Raw genomic sequence first — 23,700 nt, forward strand, 5'->3', positions numbered from 1 at the left:
GGCGCATCGGGGTTCTAAATGGCAGTTTTCGACCCATTCCTGCCATTAGCGACATTCGCTAGTAATGCCGCGTGTCACCAATGATCGTTCAAGAATCTCGCCTTCAAGCAATCGGACGACTAGCCCTCTGCGTTGCCTTTGTCGGGGTCTGTTTGTGGACGCTCAGCAGGCCTGCGGCGTCAAACCTTCAACCGGCCGAAGCGACGAAAGCCGTCATATTCTTGCGCGTCGGAATGGCGTTTTTTGGCCTTCTGGCATTGCGGTATCTTTGGGCCGCGTGCTTTCCTGGCACTCTCACAATTGACGCCGAAGGTATCACTCAGAACCTCGGTTGGAGGCGATTGCACTGGGCGTGGAACGACATCGACCACACAGAGGTAATCCGGACCGCTGCGGGGCTGGTCAGCGCATGTCTGATTTATCCTCGCGTCGGTGGACGTGTCAGACTCTTTGGATGGGAAGTGCCGGCTGACGAACTGGAGCGGAAGATGAAGAGTATCGGTCGGCGTAGAGTCTGCTTTCCACCCAAACGTGCCACGTCAGCAACCGACCCATTGCGGACATTAGCCGTTTCTCTAATCTCGCCAGATGATGCTCGCCGCGCTCATCGCTGCACAAACGGTTGCCGCTTCGCTGCGCGTTGGCATCGGCAATGGCTCGGAAGCAATCGTGCAGGTCGTCGACGACCGAAGCACCGGCTATCGCCTAAAGGTGGACTGCGTCGGTCGATGCGCCCGCCCCATCCACTTTACCGCGCCAGTTGGCGACACTCCTATGGGTCTGGTCGACCTAGACCGAAGCGGTCTCATCTATTCAGTTTGGGGGACAGGCTGCTGCTACGTGGTTCGCGTGTGTGGAAGATAACGCCCGCTGGCGTTGTTAAGGTTCTCGAAACCGGCAGTCGCAGCGTGCCATCGGTGATTACAGAGCCGGGTCTCACGGTGGTCACATACATGCGGCCCACAGATGCCTCCGGTCGGGAAACAAGCACATCGCCGCGACCGCTCCGATGGACCTACCGGCACGGGCGCTTCGAGCATTCTTGAATGTCAGCTTTCCACCCATTCCTGCCACGTCAGCAACCGACCCATTGCGACATTAGGTCGCGCCGGTCACTCGTGCTTGAACGACCAGCTTCGACCTTCGGACGGGCCGTCATTGAATAGAATAACGAGGTCACCAAGATCGCCGTTCGGCCAGACAACCAGCTCACGCTCGTTGATAAAGTTCACCTGCACGGCATCGCCGGTTTCAGGGGCGTTCCAGATGAGGGTCAGCTTGTCTTTTGGTTCTAACTCGAAGCACTCCGGCCACGGCTCGACTGAGACATAGATCGGGCCATCTTTGTCGTTCTGAAAAGTCTGCTGAGTGCGCGCCACGGCGAAAGACTAGTCGAGGTGGCGAAGCGATGCCAATGACCGCTTTCCACCCAAAGCAGGCACTCAGCGGCTGAAGTCTCCGTTCGCCTCCATCAATCTTATAAGCGTCCCTGCCGTGGCTCGAACATTGGGCCATTCGCCGCTCGCAAGCGCAATGGCACCTGCGTCGAGTGGGGGGGCGTCGCCCACCGCTGCGTGAAGTTGGTCACCGAGCTTGTCGGCAAGCTCAAGTTCGGTGTCGAAGAGCCACGCGCCCGCGCCTTGGCGAGGGTCATCGTATAGCTCCAGGTCATTGAGGACGGTGTCGAGCGCGGTGCCAAGTCGCTCCACGCTTCGGGCGTCCGATGCGAGGACTTCGACGGAATGGAACAGGTCGCGTCGGTCCTCATTCCACCAGCCGTCGGCGATGCTGTCCATGGTTCAGACGCTGACGCCCAACGGTGCTGATGGCAACTTCCTTAAGTCCGCTTTCCACCCATTGCAGACATTTCGTTTGAAGCTACGTTCGCGCGATGGCGGTCATTCGCTTGGCGAATATCTTGTGTGGAACGTTGCTCTTTCTTGGGGCGCTCGTGGCCGTCGGCTTCCTGCCAGACAAGCTGATTAGCTACTCACAAGAGCCGGAAGATGTTTGGGCAATCGGATTGACGGCTGTGCTGTGCGGCTCGTTTGCGGCGCTCTGCCTCGCAAATGCATCGCGCTCGAATGCGCGGTTTGGTTGGCGGACACCTACGAACTTAGTAGCCGTAATTGCCTTGGCTGTGCTGTTCGTTCTTGGCCGCGATGACCGTACGGTTCCGCCGCTCCTGACCCTCTGTGCTGTCGGCCCCGTAGCGGCTCTGATTGGGGCATGGATCCAACGCCTTCAGCAATCCTGACGAGTGTCCGCTTTCCACCCATTGCGGACGTAAGCTTGCGCTGCAAAAACGCTTGAATGGCCGAACTGGTCACGAACGGCGATCAGCACCTTCTTCTTGAGCTCGTCTATATCCGCGTATTCGATACCTTCCGGATCAAGCAGATGCTCGGTGCCGTCCCGCAACTGCATGTAGTAGCGCACCATGCTGGGCCTCCATCAGCAAGCGAGAAACTAACTCAGATCAGGGAATTTGGCTCCGCGAAAGCGAGCCGTGCGATGTCCGCTTTCCACCCAAAGCTGCCGCCCGCTTCCAACCCATTGCCGAACTGAGCTCTTCTGTTAGGCTCGCTCCCATTGCTGGGGAGCCGGCAACACGCACTTCCATCTGCCAAGGGAGACGTGCAGCATGGACCGTCGGCACAAGCTCGCCCTTTGGGCTATCCTCGGACCCGTGGCGCTGGCCGCAGGGTGGGTCGCATGGCCGGGCATCATGGCCTGGCGCACGCGTTCCGAGGTCTACAACGCCGCGATGCGTCAGTGCTTGGCCCAAATGACAGGCGTTGATGCGGACCAAGCGCGGGCAAATTGCAATCAGGGAGTTCGGCCGTGACCTTGGATTTCAGCTAACGTCCGGTTGCACCCATTGCACGCATAAGCCGTCAATCGAGTGTCTCGTCATATTCATGGCGAAGTTGCGCCCACGTCTCGTCGGATAGATTCTTTCTCATCCATTGGTCGAACGATTCCAAGGTGACCTCGGCTGGACGCAGTGCTGCGCGTCCAAGCCCGACCTTGGCTTTAGCGAGGTCCCAGAGTGCTTGGTGGAACGCCCATGCAGACAACGCAATCCACTCGTTGCCCTTGCCTTCTAGCTTCTTTTCAATGGGCCAATAGACGTTGTTGAGTGCGTCCTGACCCCCATCCGGACGCAGCGTGATCGCATCAGGCCAAAGAGCTTTAACTCGGCCGAGCAGGGCTTGCTTGTCCATGGCAGACAAAGCTTATGCCACTGAAGCCCACCGCGCCAATGTCTGCTCTCCACCCATTGCAGACATCGGGCGCTTCCCGTTACCACTTCGAAGATGAGCGAGACGCCTAACATTCCAAGCTGGGCGCTTGAACGGCGAACGCTCGTAGGCGTGAGCGTCGCCTGTGGTTGCATTATCGCCTTGGGCTCCGCCGCCGCGGCCATCGTCTCAGGCGACAGGATGGGAGAATGGCTCGGAGCTTTCTTCTCTTCACTGGCATTGCCGGTCTTGCTGCTCGCTGTGCTCGTTCTAGGAGGGCTGCGCCGCGCGATCCTGGGTCCAGCTCGAAAGCAAAAGATGCCCGCAAAGTGGTGGGTCGTTGCGTACGTGCTCAGCGCTCTGCCACTTTGCGTCGCATTCGTCTTGCTTGCTCTAGCAACCGCTTTCGCTTGGGCGTGCGATTGGCCACAACGGGTTAGTCTAGGTCAGGCGCTTGTCCTGCTCGTAGCGGTTGCCGTCACATTTAGCTTCGCTGTCAAAACATTCGGGAATGCATATGTGCTCATGCGGCACTGGCGTGAGCGGTAGCGTCCGCTTCCGACCCATTCCTGCCATTAGAGCAATCGCGACAGAGTGGTTCAGCGTTGCTCCACTACGACGTCATCTCGGTCGACCGGAATGTTCTTGGGGAAATCCGAGCGTAGCGGCTTTATGCAATCGCCATAATTCTGCCGCGCCAGGTCGGTCATTATTTGCATGCGCCGTGTATCGAAGGGGCCGAGGTTCCTAAGTTGCGGAAGGCTCCAGCGCGCACCGCTAAACATGAAGCGGTTGTCGTTGCGCAGCAGCTCGACCGCGTTCAGCACTTGCATCCCTTCGGCGTCTGACAGCGGCCCGCCGGTGCGGCTTAAGGCGTGCAGCCGGGCGATATGCTCCTGCTCGACGGCCGCAGTGTGCCCTAGCTCGGGCATAACCGCGTACGGCGTCATGTAGTGCTCGAGCATGTCCTGACTGATATGACTCGAAACATCGGAGGTCATCGCGGCCTGCAGAGCAACGACATCATAGGTCAGCTGGTGCACCTGAAAGCTATCAGTCAGGGCGAAAATTTGACCCCGCGACGCATGAGCCTCGACCGCAGAGCGGATCTGGTCCAGCCGCTGCGTTATGCAGGGGTGCATCATTGCGCGCTGGTAGATTTGCGGCCCATCGTCCCACAGCAGTTCGCGCTTCATTGACGTTTCGGCCGCCGCTACCTTCTGCGTCCACTCCCAGTTCTGCACTGCCTGCTGGGCGAGGAGCGCAATGAGGACGCCACCGACGACGATCGCGAGCTCGCGCACATCGTTGCGCCAATCGTGCCAGGGCTTCGGCGATTGGTTCGGCATGTGAGGCCCCCTCGTAGTGAGCCTAAGCGAGAAAGGGAGAGTTGGACAGCAGGCAGGCCGGACCTACGCGGCGAATGGCAGCGTTCCACCCAAAGCAGACACTAAGAATGCTCAGCGTGGAGCATTCTCCATGAACTCTTTCATGGCATCCACCACAGCCTTTTGATTGCTCTCCCAAACGAAATGATCGGCGTAGGGCAACCTGACCACCTTCGCTGAGGGATTGGCCTCGCTGAAATCAGCGGCCTGCGCTTCCGCCGCCAGCTCTCGCCTCTTTGCGGCTTCAGAATCGCACTCGGGAGCGCACTGAAGTGGAAGAGCCACTATGGAGAGAACGGGGGTCCCGGTTGGGCCGTAGACCCGGGCTCCTTTTACAATCGCGTCTTGCAAGGTCTTCTGACGCGAGTTTATGTCCTCTAGCGGTAGATCCCGTACACCCTTCACGGCGGTCGCATACCAGTTCAAACCCCGTTGCAGTCGCGGAAGTTCGCCCGTGATCTTCTCAATCAACTTTGGAGCCTCGCTCGGCTGCGCTGAGATTAACTGCTCCAAGTCGCGCCGCACCTCTCCGGCAATGGGGTACAGAACATTGGAGCTGGGGCCGTAGAATGCTTCCGCATTGGCCGCATCGAGGTAGATAAGCCCTCGAACCCGCTCCGGATGACGCGTTCCGATCTCGCTCAGCTCTTGCCCTGCAACCGAGTGACCGGCGAGGAATGGCCGACCGATGCGCAGAGCTTTGACAACCGTCAGCGTGTCTGCTGCCAGCCGCTCGGGGCTGTAGGCAGCTATCGTCGCGGGCGGATGGGCCGACTTGCCAAATCCCCGGCGTGTTATCGCGTAAACGTGATGAGCTGACGTGAACTTCTCTGCCAGTCCCGCGAAGTCGTGTGCAGTTCCGCCAAATCCGGAAAGGAAGATTAGCGGTGTCCCAGCACCCCCGAAGTCGAGCACCTCAAGCTGGACGCCCCGCTCGACCGGAACCATCTTTGCCACCGGAACAGCTGACGCCACACTTGCGGAAAGGGCCGAGAAAGCAGCAGCCCAAACGCAGTAGCTCTCTCGCCGCATAAACCGCCTCCTTAGCGTATTCATGACCCGAAGCGCGGACATGATCAAATGTCCGCTTTCCACCCAAAGCGGTCATCTACACATCGCTGCCGGAAATGGCGGTGGGAGCGGGGGGCCTCAGAACTCGACTGCCTGCAATTTGAACACCGGCGTGTCTCCGGCGTTGTCATAAATCGTAACATTCTCCGACTTTATGAAGCTAATCTCCTCCGCTGATACGCTAAACTTTCTATCACAGGTCGCCCCACGGCCGTGGGTCCAGCGAATGCTTCGTTGGATGATCTTCGATCAGGAGCTGATCGCATATTTCAGCACGGGTAAGGTCCAGCCACACGCCACTGTGGCCCAATTCGTCGCCGAGTTGGTAGGGACCGCGAAAGAAACAAGCGGTCCAAAACTAGACGCGGCGATCCGAGAAGCGTTCCCCCCGGAGTTTGCGGCGAAGCTTGTAGGCAAGGCGATGCACGATCGGGTTGATGATGACCCATTCTTGTGGGGTGAATCCGAAGAGCCACGCGCGGTCGATCCAGGTTTCTTTGTTTACGCTACCGAGATCGACTGGGAAAAAGGCACACTTTGGGCTGACTGGATACCCGACGAACGACAGAGGGTTGAGTTCTTCTTTCAAGATGAAGAGGTCTTGAGCACAGAGTTTGAAATGGCAGACTTTGAGGCTCTTTTTGCTGGCCTCAAGTTTCAACTAAATCAGATAGAGATGCTGCTGCCTAACTTCCAAATGCCCGCGGCGAATATCGTCTCGACCGACCGATTAGAAAAACCTCGCGCGATTGGCCGCCCCCCAAAGTGGAATTGGGAAGGGGCTTTGGCCTTCGTTATTTCGCAGGCACAGTTGCCCGACGGGCTGCCTACCGGTCCAGGCGCGCAAGCCCGGATCGAAGAAATGATGTCCGGCTGGTTCTTGGAGGAAGCGGGTGACACGCCCGCGCCAAGCCTCGTTCGTCAGCGCGCGGCCACGATCATCCGATCACTTGAAAGGCCGGAAACGCCGCGAATAACTTAGAAGCCTTTCAGACCCTTTCCGGCCGCGATTCAACGTTGGAACGTGTTGATGCACTCCCGTGAACGCTGGCGTCCTGCCAGTGCACAATACGGAGTGGCGATCAATGGAACAGCTGGCAGTTTCGATTAACGAGACCGCGAGAGCGTTGGGGCTGGGGCGCACGTCAATTTACGCGATGATCTCGGACGGGCGCCTCGACGCATTCAAGCTTGGACGACGCACGCTCGTCAAGATGGAGTCGATCCGACGGCTGGTCGCCGCGCAAGACTGAAGGCAAGTCATGGCATCGCGACGGGTCAACTCGCGCGCCGTCAAGCTACACCGGAGCTATAGCGTTTCCGAACTGGCGGCTTGTTTCGGCGTGCATAAGAATACCGTGCGCCAATGGCAGCGCGATGGGCTGAAGCCGATCGACAGCGGCCGTCCGGTGCTCTTTCAGGGCGCGATCGTCCGCGCCTTCCTTTCGGCCCGCAACGCCAGCCGCAAGCGCCCTTGCCCCCCGGGAACGCTCTATTGCTTCCGATGCCGGGAGCCGCGTCCGCCCGCGCTTGGCATGGTCGATTATCTGTCGCTCAACGCCAAATCCGGAAACGTCCGCGCGATCTGCGCTACATGCGAAACTGTAATGCACCGGCGGGCGTCCAAAGCCGCCCTGGCGGCGGTCCTGCCCGGTTGCGACATCCAATTCGTGGAGGCCTTGCCACGCCTAAAGGGCAGTCCCGCCCCCTCCCTGAATTGTGATTTGGAAACGCAAGCGGCGGTATGATGAAACACAGTGCGACAAACGAGCGAATCAAGCGCGACTACTTCGCCTATTTGAAAGAGGCGAAGGGCCGCGACGAAGCCACGATCGACGGCGTGGCCAAGGCGCTGGCGCGATTCGAGGAATCGACTCAGGCGCGCGACTTCAAGCGTTTTCACAAAGCGCAAGCGGTCTCGTTCAAGGCGGGTCTGGCCAAGGCGCTCAATTCGCGCACCGGGGAACGGATCAGCAAGGCGACCATGCTTTCGACGCTGCGCGAGCTGCGAAGCTTCTTTTTCTGGCTGGCGCGAGAGCCCGGCTTCAAGTCGCATCTCGCTTATGCCGACGCCGACTATTTCAATCTCAGTGACAAGGACATCGCGGTGGCGCGGGCGCGGCGGGAAAAGCGAGTGCCGACGCTGGCGCAAGTCCATCATGTCCTATCGACCATGCCCGCGGAAACGATCCTGGAGCGCCGCGACCGGGCGTTGATCGCGTTCGCCGCATTGACCGGGGCACGGGTGGCGGCGCTCGCGTCCTTCCGGCTGGGTCACGTCAATATCGACGATGGCTTTGTCGAGCAGGACGCGCGTGACGTGCGGACCAAATTCGCCAAGACATTTCCGACCTGGTTCATGCCGATCGGCCGCGGCGCATTGGCCATGTTCACCGCTTGGGTTGGCGAGTTGAAAGGCGATCATCTTTGGGGCCGCGACGACCCGCTCTTCCCGGCGACGGAGATGGGGTTGGACGCTAATGGGGGCTTCACGGCCGTCGGCATCTTGCGAAGCGGCTGGCGCACAACCCAGCCCATCAATGCGATTTTTCGCCGCGCATTTGAGCGGGGGGGATTGCCCTATTTCAACCCGCACAGCTTCCGCGACATGCTGGTCCGTCACGCGATGACGTTAGACCTGTCGGCGGAATCGATGAAGGCATGGTCACAGAACCTGGGGCATGCCGATGTGCTGACGACGTTCACTAGTTACGGAAACGTGCCCGCTCACCGCCAGGGAGAGCTGATCCGGGCGCTGAGCGAGCCGCGTCCGCAGTGCAACACACTCGACGACCCGAACGTCATCGCCTTGATTCGGGCAATTCAGGCAAGGGCCTGACTTGCCTTGCCCCGACGGTGAAACGCCCGCTAAGCCTTCACTCGAAAGCGGGGGTTCGTGGCAAATGCCATTAGCATTGGTTTGCGTGAGACTGACCCCAGCCTGTTCACGTCTGGCGCGCTCTTCAGCCAAGACTATTTGCTGGATGGGATAACCGGCGCTGAGCAATATCGGGCCGTTGATTCCAAGGCGGTCCGCGTCGCGCTGGCCAACATTTTGTTCGGCTTTCCTCATGCCAGCAAGCCCAATGAAGCGACGACCGAAAGCGACCTGATCTGGCCGACTATGGCCGCGCTCGGCTGGACCGAATATCTGACCCAGCAAAATTTGTCGGCAACCGGCCGGCTCGACGTGCCCGACGGCCTCTTGTTTATCAACGCAGCGGCAAAGGTCAGCGCAAACGAGCATCCGGAAGAATGGAGGCGCTATCAATTCGGCTCAGCGATCATCGAGAGTAAACGCTGGGGCCGTGCGCTCGACCGGGCTGAGGGAAAGACTGAAAAGGACACGCCGTCCACTCAATTGCTACGCTACCTGCGCCGCATCGACGACCTGACCAATGGAGACCTGCGTTGGGGAATTTTAACTAACGGCCTTAAGTGGCGGCTGTATTTTGCGGGCGGACGCTCGCCCATCGACGATTATCTGGAGCTCGATCTTGCCCGCATCATGCGGGTGGACGGCGACTTGCTCGATACCGGCGTCAGCGACCAAGAGCGCGACCATTGGCTTACCGTCTTCGTCGCCATGTTTTCGCGGACCGCGTTCGAGCGCGCGAGCGTCAAGGCCCCTACATTTCACGATAGTGCCCGACGCGACGCCGCATTCTACGAAGAGCGTGTAGCCAAGAGCCTGTCGGACCTTGTGTTTAATCGGCTCTATCCGGCTTTGGGTAACGCGGTAGCCAAGGCAGCCCCAGCCGCAACCGACCTGGACGACGTTCGGCAAGCGACGCTGATCCTGCTCTATCGCTTGCTGTTCGTTCTCTACGCCGAAGACCGGGGCCTGTTGCCAGTCCGGGACAAGCGGTTCGATGATTACGCCTTGCGGTTCGCGCGGCTGGATATCGGACGGCGTAAGGACGAGGGCGACGCCTTTTCGTCGGTCGCCAAAACAATCTGGAATCGCTTCGCCGATTTGGCCGAAATGATCGACGTGGGCGACCCTTCGGTCGGTTTGCCGCCCTATAACGGCGGGCTGTTCAATGCCGCGAAAACCCCGCTGTTGAAGGCTATCGCTCTTGGCGACGACGTCATGGCCGAGGCGATCGATATCCTGTCGTTCGAGCAACGGGGTGGGCAGCGGCGCTATATCAATTATCGTGATTTGTCGGTGCAGCAGCTCGGTTCGATATATGAACGGCTGCTGGAATTTGAGCTGGTCCGCGATGAAGCGGGTGGGGTGAATATCCGTCCCAATATTTTCGCGCGGAAAAATTCGGGCAGCTACTACACGCCCGACGACCTTGTTCTGTTGATCCTGGACGAAACGCTGGAGCCGCTCATTGCCGATGCGATGGCCGCCTTTGAGACCGAACTGGAAAGCCTGAAACCAACCGACAGCGAAGATTATCGCATTGCCCAATTGCAAAAGGTTGATCCGGCCAGGGCGATCACGCGCTTGCGCATTTGCGACCCGGCGATGGGTTCCGGGCATTTCCTAGTCGGTTTAGTCGACCGGCTGACCAATCATGCGCTCGATGCGATTGCTGAAAGTGCGGCGATGGCGCGCGATTTGACCGGGTTGGATTATGAGTCGCCGGTTGCCGAGGAAATCCGGAAGATCCGGGCGACCATCCGGCACAATGCCGAAGACGCCAGGTGGGCCGTCAGCGAAGAGCAACTCGACGACCCTCAGCTGATCAAGCGCATGGTGCTCAAGCGCTGCGTCTACGGGGCTGACAAAAACCCCATGGCGGTCGAACTGGCGAAGGTATCGCTGTGGCTGCACACCTTCACTGTCGGCGCGCCGCTTAGCTTCATCGACCATCATCTGGCGACTGGCGATAGCCTGTTCGGCCTATGGGTGCGCGACGCAATCGACAAGGCAGGCAAGGGCGGCGAATTGCTCTACGTCGATGAACTGCGCAACGCCGAACGCCAAGCGGCCGTCATGCGGCGGATCGAGGCGCTCACCGACGCCGAAATTGCAGAAGCCCAAAATTCCGCCGACATGTGGCACCAAGTCGAAGCGCAGACCGGCCCGCTCGACGGCTTTGTCAGCTTCATGCACGCGCTCGATTGGCTAGACTTGAAGGGGCCTGACAAGGCCCTGGTCAGTTTGTGGCTAGATGGACAATTTGGAGAGCCGATACCGATCGCCCGCGGTCGTAAAGCGCCTGAGGCCTACCGCGCCAAGCCGAACGAGGCCGAGCGGTTCCGCGCTATCTGGGCGGCGGCGCGCGCCCTGATCGCCGAAGAGCGTTTCCTGAACTGGCAAATCACGTTTCCCGGCGTGTGGAGCAATTGGGTGAATAAGGGCCGCGAAGGCGGGTTCGATGCAATCGTCGGCAACCCGCCATGGGATCGGATCAAGCTGCAACAGGTCGAATGGTTCGCAGCGCGGCGGCCGGAAATCGCGAAAGCGCAGCGCGCATCCGACCGGACGAAAATGATTGGGGCACTGGCGAAGGCGAACGACCCCCTGTTCACCGACTTTGAAAATGCTGACGCGCGCGCTGCCAATACAATGCGCATGGCGCGCAAGTCCGGGCATTATCCCTTGCTCAGCCGAGGCGATATCAATCTCTACAGCCTGTTCGTTGAGCGGGCTCAAGCGTTGGTCAGACCCAGCGGCATGGTCGGCTTGCTGACCCCCAGCGGCATCGCATCCGACCTGTCCGCCAGCAAATTTTTCCGCAAGGTCGCGACCGGAGATCACTTGAAGTCACTTTATGATTTCGAAAACAAAAAGGTCTTCTTTCCTGACGTCCATGCCAGCTTCAAATTCTGCATCATGGTGTTGAGCCCGGAACGAACCTTCGGTGGGGCCAATTGCGCATTCTACCTTCATTCGACAGAGGAGCTGAAAAACCCCGATCAGACCTTCCCGATCACGTCAGAAGGCTTTGCGCGGGTCAATCCGAACACCGGGACCGCGCCGATATTCCGCACCCGCCGCGATATGGCGCTGACCACGTCCATTTATGATCGACTGTCCGTGCTGGTGGACAAATCCGGCCCTACGCCAGTCGCGACCTGGCCGGTCAAATACGTGCGCATGTTCGACATGACCAATGACAGCCACCTGTTCCGCACCAAGGCCGAGCTGGAGGATAATGAAGGCGCTTGGCCGATCGGCGGCAATCGGTGGCAATCGAAGGACTGCGATTGGCTGCCGCTGTATGTTGGGCGGATGATCCACCAATTTGATCACCGTGCAGCTTCGGTCACGGTCAATGAGGATAATCTGCACAACGCTGCGTTGAGTGGCGATGTGACTGCCGAAATGAAAGCTGACCCCACCTTTGCCCCTTCGCCGCAATTCTGGATTGCGAGCACAGTAGAAACTGCAAAGGGCGCAACAGTTGCCTTCCGCGACATTGCGCGGGCAACCGACGTTCGAACGGTAATTGCTTCGTTCATCCCTAATCACGCGGCGGGCAACACCGCTCCGCTGGTATTGAGTGCCTCCAGGATTCCGGATCAAGCTCTATTGCTGGCGAACTTTAACGCGCTGGTGCTCGATTATGTGGCTCGCCAGAAGGCGCAAAGCACGCACCTGAATTGGTATATAGTCGAACAACTTCCCGTCATTTCCCCTCACGCCTATGCCCGAATGATTGGCCCCAAGAGCGCGGCCGATATTGTCAGGGCGGCGGTGCTGGAGCTGACCTATACCGCGCACGACATGGCCCCGTTCGCCCGCGACATGGGCCACGTGGACGATGCGGGCGACGTGTTGCCGCCCTTTATCTGGGACGAAGAAACCCGCCTTCATCTGCGCGCCAAGCTCGATGCGCTCTATTTCATCCTTTATGGCGTCTATGATCCGGCGGACCCCGCACAAGGTCGCGACGACATCCGCTATATCTACTCGACCTTCCCAATCGTCGAGCAGCAGGAAATTGCCGCTTACGGCCGGTATCGCAGCCGCGATTTGTGTCTCGCCTACGTCAACACACTGATTGCCGGTCAACCTGATGCAAACGTGACCGGGTAGAAAACAATCGATGCCCACTGAATATTTATAGGGGCCTATTTGGGGGCCTTTTCGGATTGCGTCGCAAGAACAAGTAAATATTTCAATCAGATAGTAGCCTCTACCGGGTCCTCTCCTGGGCACCATTTTGCGGCGCAGTCAGTGCGCCGCTTCGGTCCGTTCTACCCCGGACTTCGCCAGCTGATCATCGATCTGCGCGACGAGGCGCTCGACGCCGGCTTCGTCGTTCGCCTCCGCCCGCGCCACGAGCACGTCCTGGGTGTTCGAGGCGCGCAGCAGCCACCAGCCGTCCGCGGTGCTGACGCGGACGCCGTCGGTCGCATCGACCTTGGCGCCGTCGGCGGCGAGGCGGGCGCGGACTTCTTCGACAATGGCGAACTTGCGGGGCTCGTCGACTTCGAAGCGCATCTCCGGCGTGGCGACCGATTTCGGCATTGCGTCCATGATTGCGGTCAGGCTCTGGCCGCTCGCGCCGACCGCCTCGATCAACCGCACTGCCGCATAAAGCGCGTCGTCGAAGCCGTACCAGCGGTGCTTGAAGAAGATGTGCCCGCTCATCTCGCCCGCGAGCGGGGCACCGGTCTCCTTCATCTTCGCCTTGATCAGGCTGTGTCCCGTCTTCCACATGAGCGGCTTGCCGCCGAGCGCCGCAATGCCGTCGAACAGCACCTGGCTCGCCTTGACGTCGGCGATGATGGTGGCGCCGGGCAGCTCCTTCAGCACCGCCTCGGCGAGAATCAGCATCAGCTGGTCGCCCCAGATCACGCGGCCCTCGCCGTCGACCGCGCCGATCCGATCGCCGTCGCCGTCGAAGGCAATGCCGAAGTCCAGCTGCTCGCGCTCGACCAACGCTTTGAGGTCTTTGAGATTAGCCTCGACCGTCGGATCGGGGTGATGGTTGGGGAATCGGCCGTCAACTTGGCTGAAGATAACATGATGATGGCCGGGCAGGCGCTCGACCAGCATGTCGAGGATCGGACCAGCGGCACCGTTGCCAGCGTCCCAGCCGATGCGAAACGGCTTGCCCGAAAAATCCTCGAGCAGCCGGTCAACATAGGCCTCGCGGATATCCACCTCTTCGACCGTGCCGCTGCCGTCATGCCAGTGCCCCGAGGCGGCGCGCTGGCCGATCTCCTGAATCTCGGCGCCGAACACCGAACGCCCTTTGAGGAGCAGCTTGAAGCCGTTGTAGTCGGCGGGATTGTGGCTGCCGGTGACTTGGATGCCGCCGTCGACGTCGAGATAATGAGTCGCGAAATAGAGCATGGGCGACGGGCCCATACCCACCTGAATGACGGTCATGCCGCTCTCGGTCAGGCCACGGATGAGCTCTGCTTCGAGCATTCCCGAATGGGTGCGTCCGTCGCGCCCGACGGCGAGCGTCCGCACGCCTTCGCCATGGGCTTTTGAGCCGAAGGTCCGGCCAAGCGCGTAGGCGTCGTCCTCGGTGAGTGTATCGCCGACGATGCCGCGGATGTCATATTCGCGGAGAATATTGGGGTTGAAGATGTGCGCCATTGCGCCGCCTTACGCAGCGCCGGCGAAATTGTTCAACCGGCGGCGGCGATCGGCTCGATTGCACCCGGCTCGGGGATGCCGAGCCCGGCGACCATCTCGCGCAGCTCCTGGCGGGCGGTGACGTGGGCGATGCCGACCTCGCCGAGCTGGGGCAGGTCGATCAGCGTCAGACCCTTGGGAAACAGCTCGCGGTAGATGACCCGCTCGCCAAGGCCGGGGATGACCCTGAACCCGACGCGGCGGGCGAGCTCGTCGAGCGCGGCGCCAACGCGGCGGAGGTTGTGCGAATCGATATGCTGGAGGCGATTGCGCAAGACCACCCAGTCGACGGTCTTGCCGGTCTGCTTGGCCCGTGCCGTGCGGCTGTTCCAGATCAGCTCGGCGTAGAAGCTCGGCTTGGTGATCTTGTAGTTTTCGGGATGGACCTGGCCGATCAGGTCGAGGTCGACGAAGCTGTCGTTCATCGGCGTGACCAGGGTGTCGGCGCGAAGGATGGCCGAGCGCGCGATGGCGTCGTCGCGGCCGGGCGTGTCGACGACGATCACGTCGGCTTGCTTGGCCAGACGCTCGATCGCCCCGGCCAGCCCGTCCTCGCTGTGCTCTTCGAGGACTTCGTAGGCTGCGCGAGGCAAGTCCTTGCCGAGCCGGCGCGTGGTCGCATCCCGATTTTCGAGATAGCGGGTCATCGTCCGCTGGCGGCTGTCGAGGTCCAATGCGCCGACGCGATGCCCGGTCGCGGCAAGCGCGATCGCCGTATGAACCGCCGTCGTCGACTTGCCGGTGCCGCCCTTTTCGTTGGCGAAGACGATGAAATGCAGCTGGCTCATGCTTGATCTTTTTCCCCGCGGCATCGAAACGCCGCCCCGAAGCGAAGATTAACTGAGGGCCCTATCGCGTGCAAACCGTTAGTGAATCATTGGAATCCGGCGCTCTCGACTTCGCGCTCTCATGCTTCGTAGCTGATGGCGATCGGATCGCCTTCGTCCCCACCATGGGGGCACTGCATGATGGACATCTGGCGCTTGTCGCTCAGGGGAAGGAGCTAGCCGACCGCGTTGTCGTCTCGATCTTCGTCAATCCTCTCCAATTCAACGACGCGTCGGATCTCGAACGCTATCCGCGAGAGAAGGAGAGCGATCTTGCGAAGCTCGAAGCGGCGGGTTGCGATTTGGTTTGGTTGCCGAGCGCGAGCGATCTCTATCCGGAAGGATTCGCAACTTCGGTCCGAGTAGCCGGCGTCAGCGAACGCTGGGAAGGCGAACACCGGCCGGGGCATTTCGAGGGCGTGGCGACGGTCGTTGCCAAGTTGTTCAATGAAGTCGTTCCGAACGTCGCCCTCTTCGGCGAGAAGGATTTTCAGCAACTGGCGGTCATTCGCCGAATGGCGATCGACCTGGGGCTATGCGACAATATTGTCGGCGTGCCGACGGTGCGGGAAACGGACGGCCTCGCCCTCTCCTCCCGCAACGCCTATCTTTCGCTCGACGAGCGGCAGCAGGCGCTGGCCTTGCCCCGGGCGCTGGAGGCGGCGCGCGCCGCCATCCTCAGCGGCAATGCGATCGACGATGCACTTGGTGAAGGGCGCAATTCGCTGCTGGAAGGCGGCTTTTCGCGGGTCGATTATTTCGCCGCGGTCGATGCGGAAACGCTCGAGCCGCTCGACCGGCTGCGGGCGGGAATGCGCCTGATCGCCGCCGCGGTGATCGGCTCGACGCGGCTGATCGACAACGTGGCCGTCTGAAAACTTGGTTGAACCGCGTTAACCATTTATTCTTCTTCGGCTGCTGAATTCCACCTCAACAGGGACAGAGGGGGTTTTCATGGGTGCAATCAGTCAAAAGGGCGCGGAATTTCTAATCCGCAGCCGCCTAGCCGATGCCGAAGCGGGCGATGTCGACGCGTTGTTCGAGCTTGGGGTGACCTATTCGACGGGCCGCGGCGGAGCGCCGGTCGACCTCATCGAAGCGCACAAATGGTTCAACCTCGCGGCATTGAACGGCAGCACCCGCGGCCAGGAATGCCGCGCCGAGATTTCGGTCGAGATGACCGCGCGCGAAATCGCCGAAGCGCAACGCCAGGCCCGCGCCTGGCTGTCGGTCACCGGCTATCAGCGCCGCGCCGCCTGAATCCTAGCGCACGAGAACGGTAACGGCGCGCCCGGCGCCCGGCCGTTCCTTGCCCCAGCTGGTGGCGCTCAACTGCACCGCCGGCACGCCGAGCAAGACGAGATAGTCGCGCACTTCCACGGCGCGGCGAGCCCCCACCGCCAAGGCATGATCGCGCGTGTCGCTCGGGTCGGCATGGCCCTCGATGCGCACCAGCACCTCTGGATGCTGCAACAGCCATTGAGCCTGCGCTGATAGAGTGGCCCGAGCCGGCGCGCCAAGCACTGAACTGTCACTTCCGAAATAGACGGTGTCAGCGCCCGATCGCGCCATGAAGTCCGCGCGCAGGGCGTCGATGCCCAACAGCATTGGTTGGACTGGCGGAGCCGGTCCACGTCGCCGGAGGCCCGGCAGCTGCGCCGAAGCGCTGCCCGCCAGAGCGGCAACCACGAGAAGCAGCACCGTCTTGCGCATCAGTCGATCACTCCGGACCAGTCGGGGTCGGTGCCGTCCTGCGGGATCTCGAGCTTGCGCGGTTCGCTGCCGTCGATCGCGATTCGGTAGATCTGGTTGCGGCGAGTCGCGTCGGTGCGCTGGAAGACCAATTCGCGGCTGCTCGCCGCCCAATTCGGCCCCTCGTCGCCCGGTCCCGCGGTCAGGGTCCGTTCGCCGCTGCCGTCGGCGGCAATGATGCCGATCCGCCGGGCACCGGCGCCGCGGCGGGTGAAGGCGATCCACTGCCCGTCGGGGCTCCAGTCCGGCCCAGCATACCAGCCGCCGCCAAAGGTCAGGCGGCGCTGGCTCGAACCGTCGGCGTTCATCACATAAAGCTGGGGCGAGCCCGAGCGGTCGCTCTCGAATACGATCTTCGTGCCGTCGGGCGAGAAGCTCGGATCGGTGTCGATGCCCGGCGCGGTGGTCAGCCGCTGCGGCAGCCCGCCGTTGGTGCCGACGACGTAGATGTCGGCGTTGGCGCCGTTCATCATCGAGAAGACGATCCGCTCGCCGTCGGGCGAAAAGCGCGGCGCGAACGACACGCCGCCGGTCTGCAGCAGCGCCCGCTTGGCGCCGGTGTCGACATCGAGGACCTGGATCGCCGGCTGGCCCCCGGCGAAGCTGACGTACGCCACGCGGACCGCCTTGGGCGACAGCCGCGGGGTCAGGACGATGCTGTCGGCCTGGGTCAGGTACCGATGATCGAAGCCGTCGCTGTCCATGATGGCAATCCGACGCGAGCGGCCATCGCCGCTGCCGCTCTCGGCGACATAAGCGATGCGCGTGTCGAACACGCCCGCAGCCCCGGTCACCGCGGTGTACGCCAGCCCCGAGCATTTGTGCGCGGCCCGGCGCCAGTCGCTGCCGGCCACGACGAATCCCTTGCGGGCGAGCTCCCGCCCTTTGTCGACGTCATAGACATAGCAGCCGAAGGTCAGGCGGCCGTCCGAGCGCGACTGAACGAACCCGGTGACCAGGGTCTTGGCGCCCGCGGAGCGCCACTTGGGGAAGCTCGGGGCCGTGACCTCGGGATAGGAATAGAAGTCCTTCTGCTTCGGCGGCAGCGGCATCAGCTCGGCAGTCGAGCGCAAGTCGGAGACGATCATCTGCGTCGCCTGCCAGCCGAGCCCGAGCGACTGGTTCGCGGTCGGCCCGTTGTCGGGCGTCGCGAACGGCGGGACGGCGACCACGCTGACGGTCGGCGCGGCCGCTTGTTGGGCGTGGACAGGCCCCGCCACCCAAAGCGCGGCACCTATTGCCAGAATGAACCCTCGACGCTTGCTCATCGCCCCTGTTCGCTGATCCTCATGAATTGCTCGACCCAGGCCCTGGGCTGCCGCCTAGGCCTGCCCTCGCCATCGAGGAAAGCGGCGGTGACCGTGGCCTCGGTCAGCAGTTCGGTCCCGCGCATGACTCGCTGCTGAATGTCGACCGAGGATGCGCGGACCTGATCGACCGTGCTGACGACCTGCAAATCGTCGCCGAGCCGGCCGGGGCGCCGATACCGGATGTCGACTTCGACCACGGCATAGGCGCTGCCGCTCGCCGCGAGCTCGGCGGCCTGGTCGACGCCGACGGCGCGGATCATGTCCGAGCGGGCGCGCTCCATGAACTTCAGATAATTGGCATAATAGACGATGCCGTAGGCGTCGGTGTCCTCGAAATAGACGGTCAGTGCGAAATGGTGCTCGGGACCGACGAAACCGCCGCGATAGGGGATGTCGAGGGATTCGGGGGGCATCTGGGCGGCTCTAGCGACCGGCGACTCCCGCCGTAAACCCCACTTGACACGCGTAACTCATAGGTTACATGTCACCTATACGTTACACAGGCAGGGGCGATTAGATGAGCGATATCGAACGGATTGAGAAAGCCGAGCGGCTTGGGCGCTCGCGCTCGCGGGTGTTTTTCGTGATGGCGATCGTGTTTTTCGTCGGGCAGCTTCCGTACTTCTCGAACCCGGGCGCGACCCGCGATACCAGCTTCAGGATCGGCGCTTGGCTCATTCTCGCGATTCTGATGCTGCTGCTCATTGCGACCGGCGGTTTCCTGCTCAGAGGCCGAAAGGTGTGGGATCTTCTGAACGATGAGACCTCACGGACGAACCTATCGGCGTCTCAGGCGGTCGGTTTCTGGGCAGCCATGATCGCTGCGCTCAGCCTCTATGTCGCGGCGATGTTTGAGACGGTCAGCCTGAGTGCCGGAGTGCACATCATCGTCACGGCAGGCGTCGGTTCGGCACTGCTCAGCTTCGCAACGCGCGAACGGCGGGCCCACCGCATTGGCTGAAGTGCTGATGAATCAGCTTCGCGAGGCTCGCGTCGCGAAAGGCTGGACCCAGGCCGAACTGGCGGCCCACGTGGGAGTGAGCCGCAAGACCATCAACACCGTCGAGAACCGCGTCTTCACCCCCTCCACGACCCTCGCCATCAAGCTTGCGAAGGCGCTGGGACTCAGTGTCGAGCAGCTGTTCTGGATTGATCGCTGATCGCTCCGACCTGTCGGATGAGGTCGCCGAGCGCGATCTCGATGTCGGCAAGGTGCATCCCCCAGCCGGGCAGGAACATGCCCAATATTGCGACTTCCCCGCCCACCCGGTCGGTCCGTTTGTCTTTCGGGTCGGCATTGGTCCGCACCGACAGATAACCGCGGTTGCCATCGCTCATGCACTTGGCGGAAACGAGCCCTTCGGTTCGAACGTAGGAGGTTCCCGGCGAACCCTCGCTCGACCATACGATCGGCCCGTCCGGCACCGGGAGCGTCGAGCGGGTGTACCAATAGCTGTCGAGCGGCATCCAATCCCGTGATCCCGGCCGCGCCGGATTGACGCAGCCGACGGTCATCCCGGGCTGGCGCGCAACGCCGAACATCGCGCCCCTCGGGGGTACGTTCTTCTCGCGGAAGCTCGACCATGCGATGACGCAGCCGGTCTCGCCCTCGCGGCTGCACAGGGGCGTGGACTTGAAGGTGCCGCCGACCAGCTTGCCCTGCGGCACGATGACGTTCCAGCCGGCGAGGATGGCGAGCTTCATCCGGCCCGCAATCACCGGATCCTTCTCGATCTCGCGCGCGATCAGCTGCTGGAGCAGAAGGCTGCCCTGGCTATGGCCGACGAGGACGAACGGCCGGCCGTGGTTGCGGGTCGCGAGGTAATTCTTCCACGCGGCGAGCACGTCGCGATAGGCGATCAGCACGTTGGGACGGATGTCGCCCCCGGTCGAGTAAGTGGCAATCGAGGCGAGCGTCATCTGGCGATAGACCGGCGCGAACGTCCGGCACACCGACGCAAAGCGGGCGAACTGGGTCTCGGCGGTGACCTTCTCCTCCGGCCCGGGCATCATGTCACTGTTGAGGCCGGGATCGTTCGACACCGTCGGATAGACGTAGAAGCAATCGACCGGTGGGTTTTTGGCGACCTCGTTGCGGCCGACTGAGCCGTAGCCGTTCGCATTGAGCGCAGTGGTCGGCAGGGGAGTCGAGCAGACGTCCTTGCGGCCGGGCAGGCACAACCAGCTTGAGTCCTGCGCATAATTGGGCGCGGCCGACGGGGCCTGGGCGGAGATCGGGGCGGGAGCGGCGAGGCCGAGGGCGGCTGCGGCTGCGGCCGCGATTGCTGATCGCATTACTTCGCGGACGCTCCCGAATCGAACAGGCCGGCCTGGCTGCCCGGCGGCGCCGGCAGCCCGAGATGGGCGTAGCCGCGGCCGTTCAAGGCACGGCCCCGTGCCGTGCGGCCGATGAGGCCAAGCTGAATGAGGAAGGGCTCGATCACGTCCTCGATCGTGTCGCGCGGCTCGGACAGGCCGGCCGCCAGCGTCTCCACTCCGACCGGCCCGCCGCCGTAGAGGTCGGCGATCATGGTCAAATAGCGCCGGTCCATCGCGTCGAGGCCGAGGGCGTCGATCTCCAGCCGCGACAGCGCCTTGTCCGCGGCTTCGGCCGAGATCGAATCCTCCCCTGCGGCATGGGCAAAATCACGCACTCGGCGGAGCAGCCGGCCGGCGATCCGCGGCGTTCCCCGCGACCGCCGCGCAATCTCGCGCGAGCCATCCTCGGTGAGGTCGACGCCGAGCAACCGGGCAGCGCGGCGCACCACCAGCTCCAGCTCCTCGACGGTATAGAAGTTGAGCCGGACGGGAATGCCGAAGCGGTCGCGGAGCGGCGTCGTCAGCAGCCCTTGCCGTGTGGTCGCGCCGATCAGGGTGAAGCGGGGCAGCTCGATGCGGACCGAGCGCGCCGACGGTCCCTCCCCGATCATCAGGTCGAGCGCGCGATCCTCCATCGCCGGATAGAGCACCTCCTCGATAGCCGGATTGAGACGGTGGATCTCGTCGATGAACAGGACATCGCCGTCTTCGAGGTTGGTGAGCAGCGCCGCGAGATCGCCCGACTTCGCGATCACCGGCCCCGAAGTCGCGCGGAAGCCGACGCCCATCTCCCGCGCCAGGATTCCGGCCAGCGTCGTCTTGCCGAGGCCGGGCGGGCCGTGGAGCAGCACGTGGTCGAGCGGCTCGCCCCGGCTCTTCGCGGCGTGGACGAACACCCGGAGGTTTTCGCGCGCGGCCTGTTGGCCGATGAATTCATCGAGGCTCTTTGGCCGCAGCGCCGCGTCGGCGTCCTCCGCCGTGCGCTCGGGCGTGGTGATACGGGCGGGATCGGTTGCCATCCGTGACGTTGATTCGCAGATGGATGGCCTTACGACAAGCGATCAAGCGGGAAGGGAACGGCCAATGCAAATCGATCGAAGGACTTTGCTTGCGGGAAGCGCGGCCGCTTTGGCCGCGGCGCCGGCAATGGCCCAAAAGGCGGTGAAGCAGGCAGGCTGGTACCGCAACGCGCTGGTCATCGACGGTCTCGGCGGAATCAACGATCCTTATGGCGCCGACGAGGACCTGCGGCTGAGCGACCGTGCCTGGTCCGAATTCCGGATGACCGGGCTCACCGCGCTTCGCGATACGATCCTTCCCGTCGGCAATCAGGCGGATGCCTGGGAGCAGTTCCAGAAGAAGTTGGACGATTACATCGATACTCTGCGCGCCAACCCCGATCGGCTGAAGCTGGTCGAAAAGGCCGCCGACCTCCCGGCCTGCAAGCGCGATGGAAAGCTCGGCATCATCCTTGGCACCCAGGACACGGCCATGGTCGGCGCCGCGCTCGATCGCCTAGCGGATATGAAGAAGCGTGGAATCCGTTGCGTCCAACTCACTTACAATCTCGCCAATCTGAGCGGCGATGGTTCGATCGAGCCAAGAAATGCCGGAATCACCAACCTTGGGCGAAAGACGATCGAGCGGATCGAGGCCGAAAAGCTCCTGCTGGACCTGGCGCACGGCGGTGCCCGGACGATCGAGGAAGCAGCCGCTTTCGCCAAAAGGCCGCTCACCATCAGCCATACCGGCGCTCGCGCCGTCTACGATCACCCGCGCAACTCGACCGACGCCGCGATCCGTGCGGTGGCCGACAAGGGCGGCGTGATCGGCGTCTATTTCATGCCGTACCTCGCCGGCGACATGAAACCGAGCGGGACGATGCTGCTCGAGCACATCGATCATGTCGCCCGGGTCGCCGGCGAGGATCACATTTCATTCGGGACCGACGGGGGCGTCCTTCCGCTGGTGATCGACGCAAAGGCAATCGAGAACGCCCGCAAGGACTACGAGTACCGCAAAGCCGCGGGCATCGCCGCGCCCGGCGAAGGGCCGGACGTGTTCACCGTCGTTCGTAACTATAATTCGATCGATAAGCTCGAACGGCTCGGTAGTGATTTGATGAAGCGTGGCTGGACAACGGGACGGGTCGAAAAGCTCTTCGGTCAGAACCTCGTGCGCCTCTACGGCGACGCCTGGGGCGGCTGACCCTTAGTCGGTTCGCTCGACGTCCTCGTCGATGATGTCGAACCAGTCGTGCTTGCGGCGTTCCCACACCGAATAGTCGGGGCTGTCGGCGATATAGGGGTCATCCAGCGAGCCGAGCGGGATCGCGATCACGTCCGGGAAATTGCCGCCGCTGTAGTGAACCGTCGATCCGCAGTCGGGGCAGAAGTGGTAGGTCGTCGCTTGCCCGCTGTCGGCGGTCCGGGTCCATTGTTTGGACACACCTTCGATCTCGACGCAATCGGCGGGCCACCGTGCCTGCGCCGAGAAGGCGCTGCCAGTGCGCTTCTGGCAGGCGAGGCAGTGGCACACCGACACGCGGACAGGATCGCCGCTGGCAGTGGCCCTTAGCTGCCCGCAGCGGCAGGAAGCGGTGTGCGTGGTCACTTCGCCGCCTTCCGAAGCGCCAGCCGCACTAGCGCATCGAGACCGGCATCGGCGCCGAGCTCCTCTTGCGCAGCATTCACCGCGGCACTCGCTTCGGCGGGCTTGAACCCGAGGTTGGCGAGCGCCGACAGAGCGTCCGCCGCGGCTCCGGCGCGGGGCACCGGGGCGGTGCCGCCAAGCCCGGTCACGCCGAGCTTGCCTTGAAGCTCATTGGCGATGCGCGCGGCGAGCTTGGGACCGACTCCGTTGGCGCGGCCGATCATCGCCTTGTCGTCTTGCGCGACCGCACGTGCCAGCTCATCCGGCGACAGAGTCGACAGGATCGCCAAAGCGAGCCGGCCGCCGACGCCCTGGATGCTGGTGAGCGCGCGAAACGCGTCGCGCTCCGCGGTCGAGCCGAAGCCGAACAAGGTCCAGGCGTCCTCGCGCACCTGCAGCTCGGTCAGCAGCAGCACCTCGCTGCCGATCGCGCCGACCGCGGCAAGCGTCCTGCCGCTCAAGTGGACGAGATAGCCCACGCCCGCGACGTCGATCACCGCGCCGTCGGCGCTGGTCTCGGCGAGCGCTCCGGAAAGACGAGCGATCATGGTGAGCACCGTATCCTTTCGTCACCCCCGC

General features: G+C 62.3%; 26 protein-coding genes. 11 read left to right on the forward strand and 15 right to left on the reverse strand.

What is annotated here, in order from left to right:
* Positions 1-1,112: 1,112 nt before the first annotated feature.
* The gene (locus N539_RS0106860; protein WP_028969671.1) at positions 1,113-1,379 is read right to left on the reverse strand and encodes a hypothetical protein; all 267 of its coding nucleotides are present in this window, start codon (positions 1,377-1,379) and stop codon (positions 1,113-1,115) included.
* Positions 1,380-1,442: 63 nt separating this feature from the next.
* Positions 1,443-1,796 (reverse strand): hypothetical protein, encoded by a 354-nt coding sequence (locus N539_RS0106865; protein WP_028969672.1) that lies wholly within the window; start codon positions 1,794-1,796, stop codon positions 1,443-1,445.
* Between the two features lie 95 nt (positions 1,797-1,891).
* Between N539_RS0106865 and N539_RS0106870 the strand changes: the two genes are divergently transcribed.
* Positions 1,892-2,257, forward strand: a complete 366-nt coding sequence (locus tag N539_RS0106870) for a hypothetical protein (RefSeq protein WP_028969673.1) — start codon at positions 1,892-1,894, stop codon at positions 2,255-2,257.
* Here the strand turns inward: N539_RS0106870 and N539_RS0106875 are convergent.
* From N539_RS0106875 to N539_RS0106895, 4 genes are all read right to left on the reverse strand, one after another.
* Positions 2,245-2,442 (reverse strand): DUF6894 family protein, encoded by a 198-nt coding sequence (locus N539_RS0106875; protein ID WP_028969674.1) that lies wholly within the window; start codon positions 2,440-2,442, stop codon positions 2,245-2,247. The genes N539_RS0106870 and N539_RS0106875 overlap by 13 nt on opposite strands.
* Positions 2,443-2,897: 455 nt before the next feature.
* A complete protein-coding gene (locus N539_RS0106880) occupies positions 2,898-3,227 on the reverse strand; it encodes a hypothetical protein (RefSeq protein ID WP_028969675.1) in 330 nt (109 codons plus the stop codon).
* Positions 3,228-3,844: 617 nt separating this feature from the next.
* A complete protein-coding gene (locus tag N539_RS0106890; RefSeq protein ID WP_028969677.1) occupies positions 3,845-4,594 on the reverse strand; it encodes a hypothetical protein in 750 nt (249 codons plus the stop codon).
* Between the two features lie 111 nt (positions 4,595-4,705).
* Positions 4,706-5,581: an alpha/beta fold hydrolase gene (locus N539_RS0106895; protein ID WP_037552515.1), complete on the reverse strand. Its 876-nt coding sequence runs from the start codon at positions 5,579-5,581 to the stop codon at positions 4,706-4,708.
* Between the two features lie 361 nt (positions 5,582-5,942).
* On the opposite strand from N539_RS0106895, the gene N539_RS0106900 reads away from it, so the two are divergent.
* From N539_RS0106900 to N539_RS0106920, 5 genes are all read left to right on the forward strand, one after another.
* Entirely contained in the window at positions 5,943-6,686 is a 744-nt protein-coding gene (locus tag N539_RS0106900) for a hypothetical protein (RefSeq protein ID WP_156029817.1), read from the forward strand.
* A gap of 103 nt (positions 6,687-6,789) precedes the next feature.
* Complete coding sequence (locus tag N539_RS0106905) at positions 6,790-6,957, forward strand: helix-turn-helix domain-containing protein (protein ID WP_037552566.1); 168 nt, start codon at positions 6,790-6,792, stop codon at positions 6,955-6,957.
* 9 nt (positions 6,958-6,966) lie between these two features.
* Positions 6,967-7,452, forward strand: coding sequence for a helix-turn-helix domain-containing protein (locus tag N539_RS18750; protein ID WP_037552517.1), 486 nt, complete (start codon positions 6,967-6,969; stop codon positions 7,450-7,452).
* Positions 7,452-8,543: a site-specific integrase gene (locus N539_RS0106915; RefSeq protein WP_231462937.1), complete on the forward strand. Its 1,092-nt coding sequence runs from the start codon at positions 7,452-7,454 to the stop codon at positions 8,541-8,543. Before N539_RS18750 ends, N539_RS0106915 begins: the two co-directional genes overlap by 1 nt.
* A gap of 57 nt (positions 8,544-8,600) precedes the next feature.
* Positions 8,601-12,704 carry an Eco57I restriction-modification methylase domain-containing protein gene (locus N539_RS0106920; protein WP_197018364.1) on the forward strand — a complete coding sequence of 1,368 codons (4,104 nt, stop codon included), beginning with the start codon at positions 8,601-8,603 and terminating at the stop codon, positions 12,702-12,704.
* Positions 12,705-12,842: 138 nt separating this feature from the next.
* Here the strand turns inward: N539_RS0106920 and pgmG are convergent, their stop codons facing one another.
* A complete protein-coding gene (pgmG, locus tag N539_RS0106925) occupies positions 12,843-14,222 on the reverse strand; it encodes a phosphoglucomutase/phosphomannomutase PgmG (RefSeq protein ID WP_028969683.1) in 1,380 nt (459 codons plus the stop codon).
* A gap of 32 nt (positions 14,223-14,254) precedes the next feature.
* A complete protein-coding gene (locus tag N539_RS0106930) occupies positions 14,255-15,049 on the reverse strand; it encodes a division plane positioning ATPase MipZ (protein ID WP_028969684.1) in 795 nt (264 codons plus the stop codon).
* 89 nt (positions 15,050-15,138) lie between these two features.
* Here N539_RS0106930 and panC point away from each other — a divergent pair, with 89 nt between their 5' ends.
* The gene (gene panC, locus N539_RS0106935; protein WP_443027623.1) at positions 15,139-15,963 is read left to right on the forward strand and encodes a pantoate--beta-alanine ligase; all 825 of its coding nucleotides are present in this window, start codon (positions 15,139-15,141) and stop codon (positions 15,961-15,963) included.
* Positions 15,964-16,042: 79 nt separating this feature from the next.
* Positions 16,043-16,348 (forward strand): sel1 repeat family protein, encoded by a 306-nt coding sequence (locus N539_RS0106940; RefSeq protein WP_028969686.1) that lies wholly within the window; start codon positions 16,043-16,045, stop codon positions 16,346-16,348.
* Positions 16,349-16,351: 3 nt separating this feature from the next.
* Here N539_RS0106940 and N539_RS15870 read toward each other — a convergent pair whose 3' ends face one another.
* The 3 genes from N539_RS15870 to N539_RS0106955 are packed head-to-tail and all read right to left on the reverse strand — an operon-like array spanning position 16,352 to position 18,563.
* Positions 16,352-16,801: an OmpA family protein gene (locus tag N539_RS15870; protein WP_037552519.1), complete on the reverse strand. Its 450-nt coding sequence runs from the start codon at positions 16,799-16,801 to the stop codon at positions 16,352-16,354.
* A complete protein-coding gene (gene tolB, locus N539_RS0106950) occupies positions 16,801-18,108 on the reverse strand; it encodes a Tol-Pal system beta propeller repeat protein TolB (protein WP_028969687.1) in 1,308 nt (435 codons plus the stop codon). Before tolB ends, N539_RS15870 begins: the two co-directional genes overlap by 1 nt.
* Complete coding sequence (locus N539_RS0106955; protein WP_028969688.1) at positions 18,105-18,563, reverse strand: YbgC/FadM family acyl-CoA thioesterase; 459 nt, start codon at positions 18,561-18,563, stop codon at positions 18,105-18,107. Before N539_RS0106955 ends, tolB begins: the two co-directional genes overlap by 4 nt.
* Before the next feature lie 104 nt (positions 18,564-18,667).
* On the opposite strand from N539_RS0106955, the gene N539_RS0106960 reads away from it, so the two are divergent.
* A complete protein-coding gene (locus N539_RS0106960) occupies positions 18,668-19,111 on the forward strand; it encodes a hypothetical protein (protein ID WP_028969689.1) in 444 nt (147 codons plus the stop codon).
* Position 19,112: 1 nt separating this feature from the next.
* On the forward strand, positions 19,113-19,310 hold the full coding sequence (locus N539_RS0106965) for a helix-turn-helix transcriptional regulator (RefSeq protein WP_331280080.1): 198 nt from the start codon (positions 19,113-19,115) through the stop codon (positions 19,308-19,310).
* Here the strand turns inward: N539_RS0106965 and N539_RS0106970 are convergent.
* Together N539_RS0106970 and ruvB are read right to left on the reverse strand one after the other, a co-directional pair.
* Complete coding sequence (locus N539_RS0106970) at positions 19,276-20,445, reverse strand: DUF3089 domain-containing protein (protein ID WP_028969691.1); 1,170 nt, start codon at positions 20,443-20,445, stop codon at positions 19,276-19,278. The two genes, N539_RS0106965 and N539_RS0106970, sit on opposite strands and share 35 nt — an antisense overlap.
* A complete protein-coding gene (gene ruvB, locus N539_RS0106975) occupies positions 20,445-21,488 on the reverse strand; it encodes a Holliday junction branch migration DNA helicase RuvB (RefSeq protein ID WP_028969692.1) in 1,044 nt (347 codons plus the stop codon). Before ruvB ends, N539_RS0106970 begins: the two co-directional genes overlap by 1 nt.
* 64 nt (positions 21,489-21,552) lie before the next feature.
* On the opposite strand from ruvB, the gene N539_RS0106980 reads away from it, so the two are divergent.
* Entirely contained in the window at positions 21,553-22,677 is a 1,125-nt protein-coding gene (locus N539_RS0106980; RefSeq protein ID WP_028969693.1) for a dipeptidase, read from the forward strand.
* Positions 22,678-22,680: 3 nt separating this feature from the next.
* On the opposite strand, the gene N539_RS0106985 is transcribed toward N539_RS0106980, so the two are convergent.
* Complete coding sequence (locus N539_RS0106985; RefSeq protein WP_028969694.1) at positions 22,681-23,082, reverse strand: GFA family protein; 402 nt, start codon at positions 23,080-23,082, stop codon at positions 22,681-22,683.
* Positions 23,079-23,669 (reverse strand): Holliday junction branch migration protein RuvA, encoded by a 591-nt coding sequence (gene ruvA / locus N539_RS0106990; protein ID WP_028969695.1) that lies wholly within the window; start codon positions 23,667-23,669, stop codon positions 23,079-23,081. The genes N539_RS0106985 and ruvA overlap by 4 nt, the downstream gene beginning before the upstream one ends.
* Positions 23,670-23,700: the final 31 nt, after the last annotated feature.

This window comes from Sphingomonas sp. URHD0057, assembly GCF_000620665.1.
Taxonomy (GTDB): Bacteria; Pseudomonadota; Alphaproteobacteria; order Sphingomonadales; family Sphingomonadaceae; genus Sphingomicrobium.

Coding starts and splice junctions, on each gene's coding strand:
- N539_RS0106915 (WP_231462937.1), top strand. CDS start 7,452: ATGAAACACAGTGCGACAAACGAGCGAATCAAGCGCGACTACTTCGCC.
- N539_RS0106875 (WP_028969674.1), bottom strand. CDS start 2,442: ATGGTGCGCTACTACATGCAGTTGCGGGACGGCACCGAGCATCTGCTT.
- N539_RS0106970 (WP_028969691.1), bottom strand. CDS start 20,445: ATGCGATCAGCAATCGCGGCCGCAGCCGCAGCCGCCCTCGGCCTCGCC.
- N539_RS0106890 (WP_028969677.1), bottom strand. CDS start 4,594: ATGCCGAACCAATCGCCGAAGCCCTGGCACGATTGGCGCAACGATGTG.
- N539_RS0106955 (WP_028969688.1), bottom strand. CDS start 18,563: ATGCCCCCCGAATCCCTCGACATCCCCTATCGCGGCGGTTTCGTCGGT.
- N539_RS0106960 (WP_028969689.1), top strand. CDS start 18,668: ATGAGCGATATCGAACGGATTGAGAAAGCCGAGCGGCTTGGGCGCTCG.
- N539_RS0106880 (WP_028969675.1), bottom strand. CDS start 3,227: ATGGACAAGCAAGCCCTGCTCGGCCGAGTTAAAGCTCTTTGGCCTGAT.
- N539_RS18750 (WP_037552517.1), top strand. CDS start 6,967: ATGGCATCGCGACGGGTCAACTCGCGCGCCGTCAAGCTACACCGGAGC.
- N539_RS0106895 (WP_037552515.1), bottom strand. CDS start 5,581: ATGGTTCCGGTCGAGCGGGGCGTCCAGCTTGAGGTGCTCGACTTCGGG.
- ruvB (WP_028969692.1), bottom strand. CDS start 21,488: ATGGCAACCGATCCCGCCCGTATCACCACGCCCGAGCGCACGGCGGAG.
- pgmG (WP_028969683.1), bottom strand. CDS start 14,222: ATGGCGCACATCTTCAACCCCAATATTCTCCGCGAATATGACATCCGC.
- N539_RS0106980 (WP_028969693.1), top strand. CDS start 21,553: ATGCAAATCGATCGAAGGACTTTGCTTGCGGGAAGCGCGGCCGCTTTG.
- N539_RS0106905 (WP_037552566.1), top strand. CDS start 6,790: ATGGAACAGCTGGCAGTTTCGATTAACGAGACCGCGAGAGCGTTGGGG.
- ruvA (WP_028969695.1), bottom strand. CDS start 23,669: ATGATCGCTCGTCTTTCCGGAGCGCTCGCCGAGACCAGCGCCGACGGC.
- N539_RS0106865 (WP_028969672.1), bottom strand. CDS start 1,796: ATGGACAGCATCGCCGACGGCTGGTGGAATGAGGACCGACGCGACCTG.
- N539_RS0106940 (WP_028969686.1), top strand. CDS start 16,043: ATGGGTGCAATCAGTCAAAAGGGCGCGGAATTTCTAATCCGCAGCCGC.
- N539_RS15870 (WP_037552519.1), bottom strand. CDS start 16,801: ATGCGCAAGACGGTGCTGCTTCTCGTGGTTGCCGCTCTGGCGGGCAGC.
- N539_RS0106930 (WP_028969684.1), bottom strand. CDS start 15,049: ATGAGCCAGCTGCATTTCATCGTCTTCGCCAACGAAAAGGGCGGCACC.
- N539_RS0106870 (WP_028969673.1), top strand. CDS start 1,892: ATGGCGGTCATTCGCTTGGCGAATATCTTGTGTGGAACGTTGCTCTTT.
- N539_RS0106900 (WP_156029817.1), top strand. CDS start 5,943: ATGATCTTCGATCAGGAGCTGATCGCATATTTCAGCACGGGTAAGGTC.
- tolB (WP_028969687.1), bottom strand. CDS start 18,108: ATGAGCAAGCGTCGAGGGTTCATTCTGGCAATAGGTGCCGCGCTTTGG.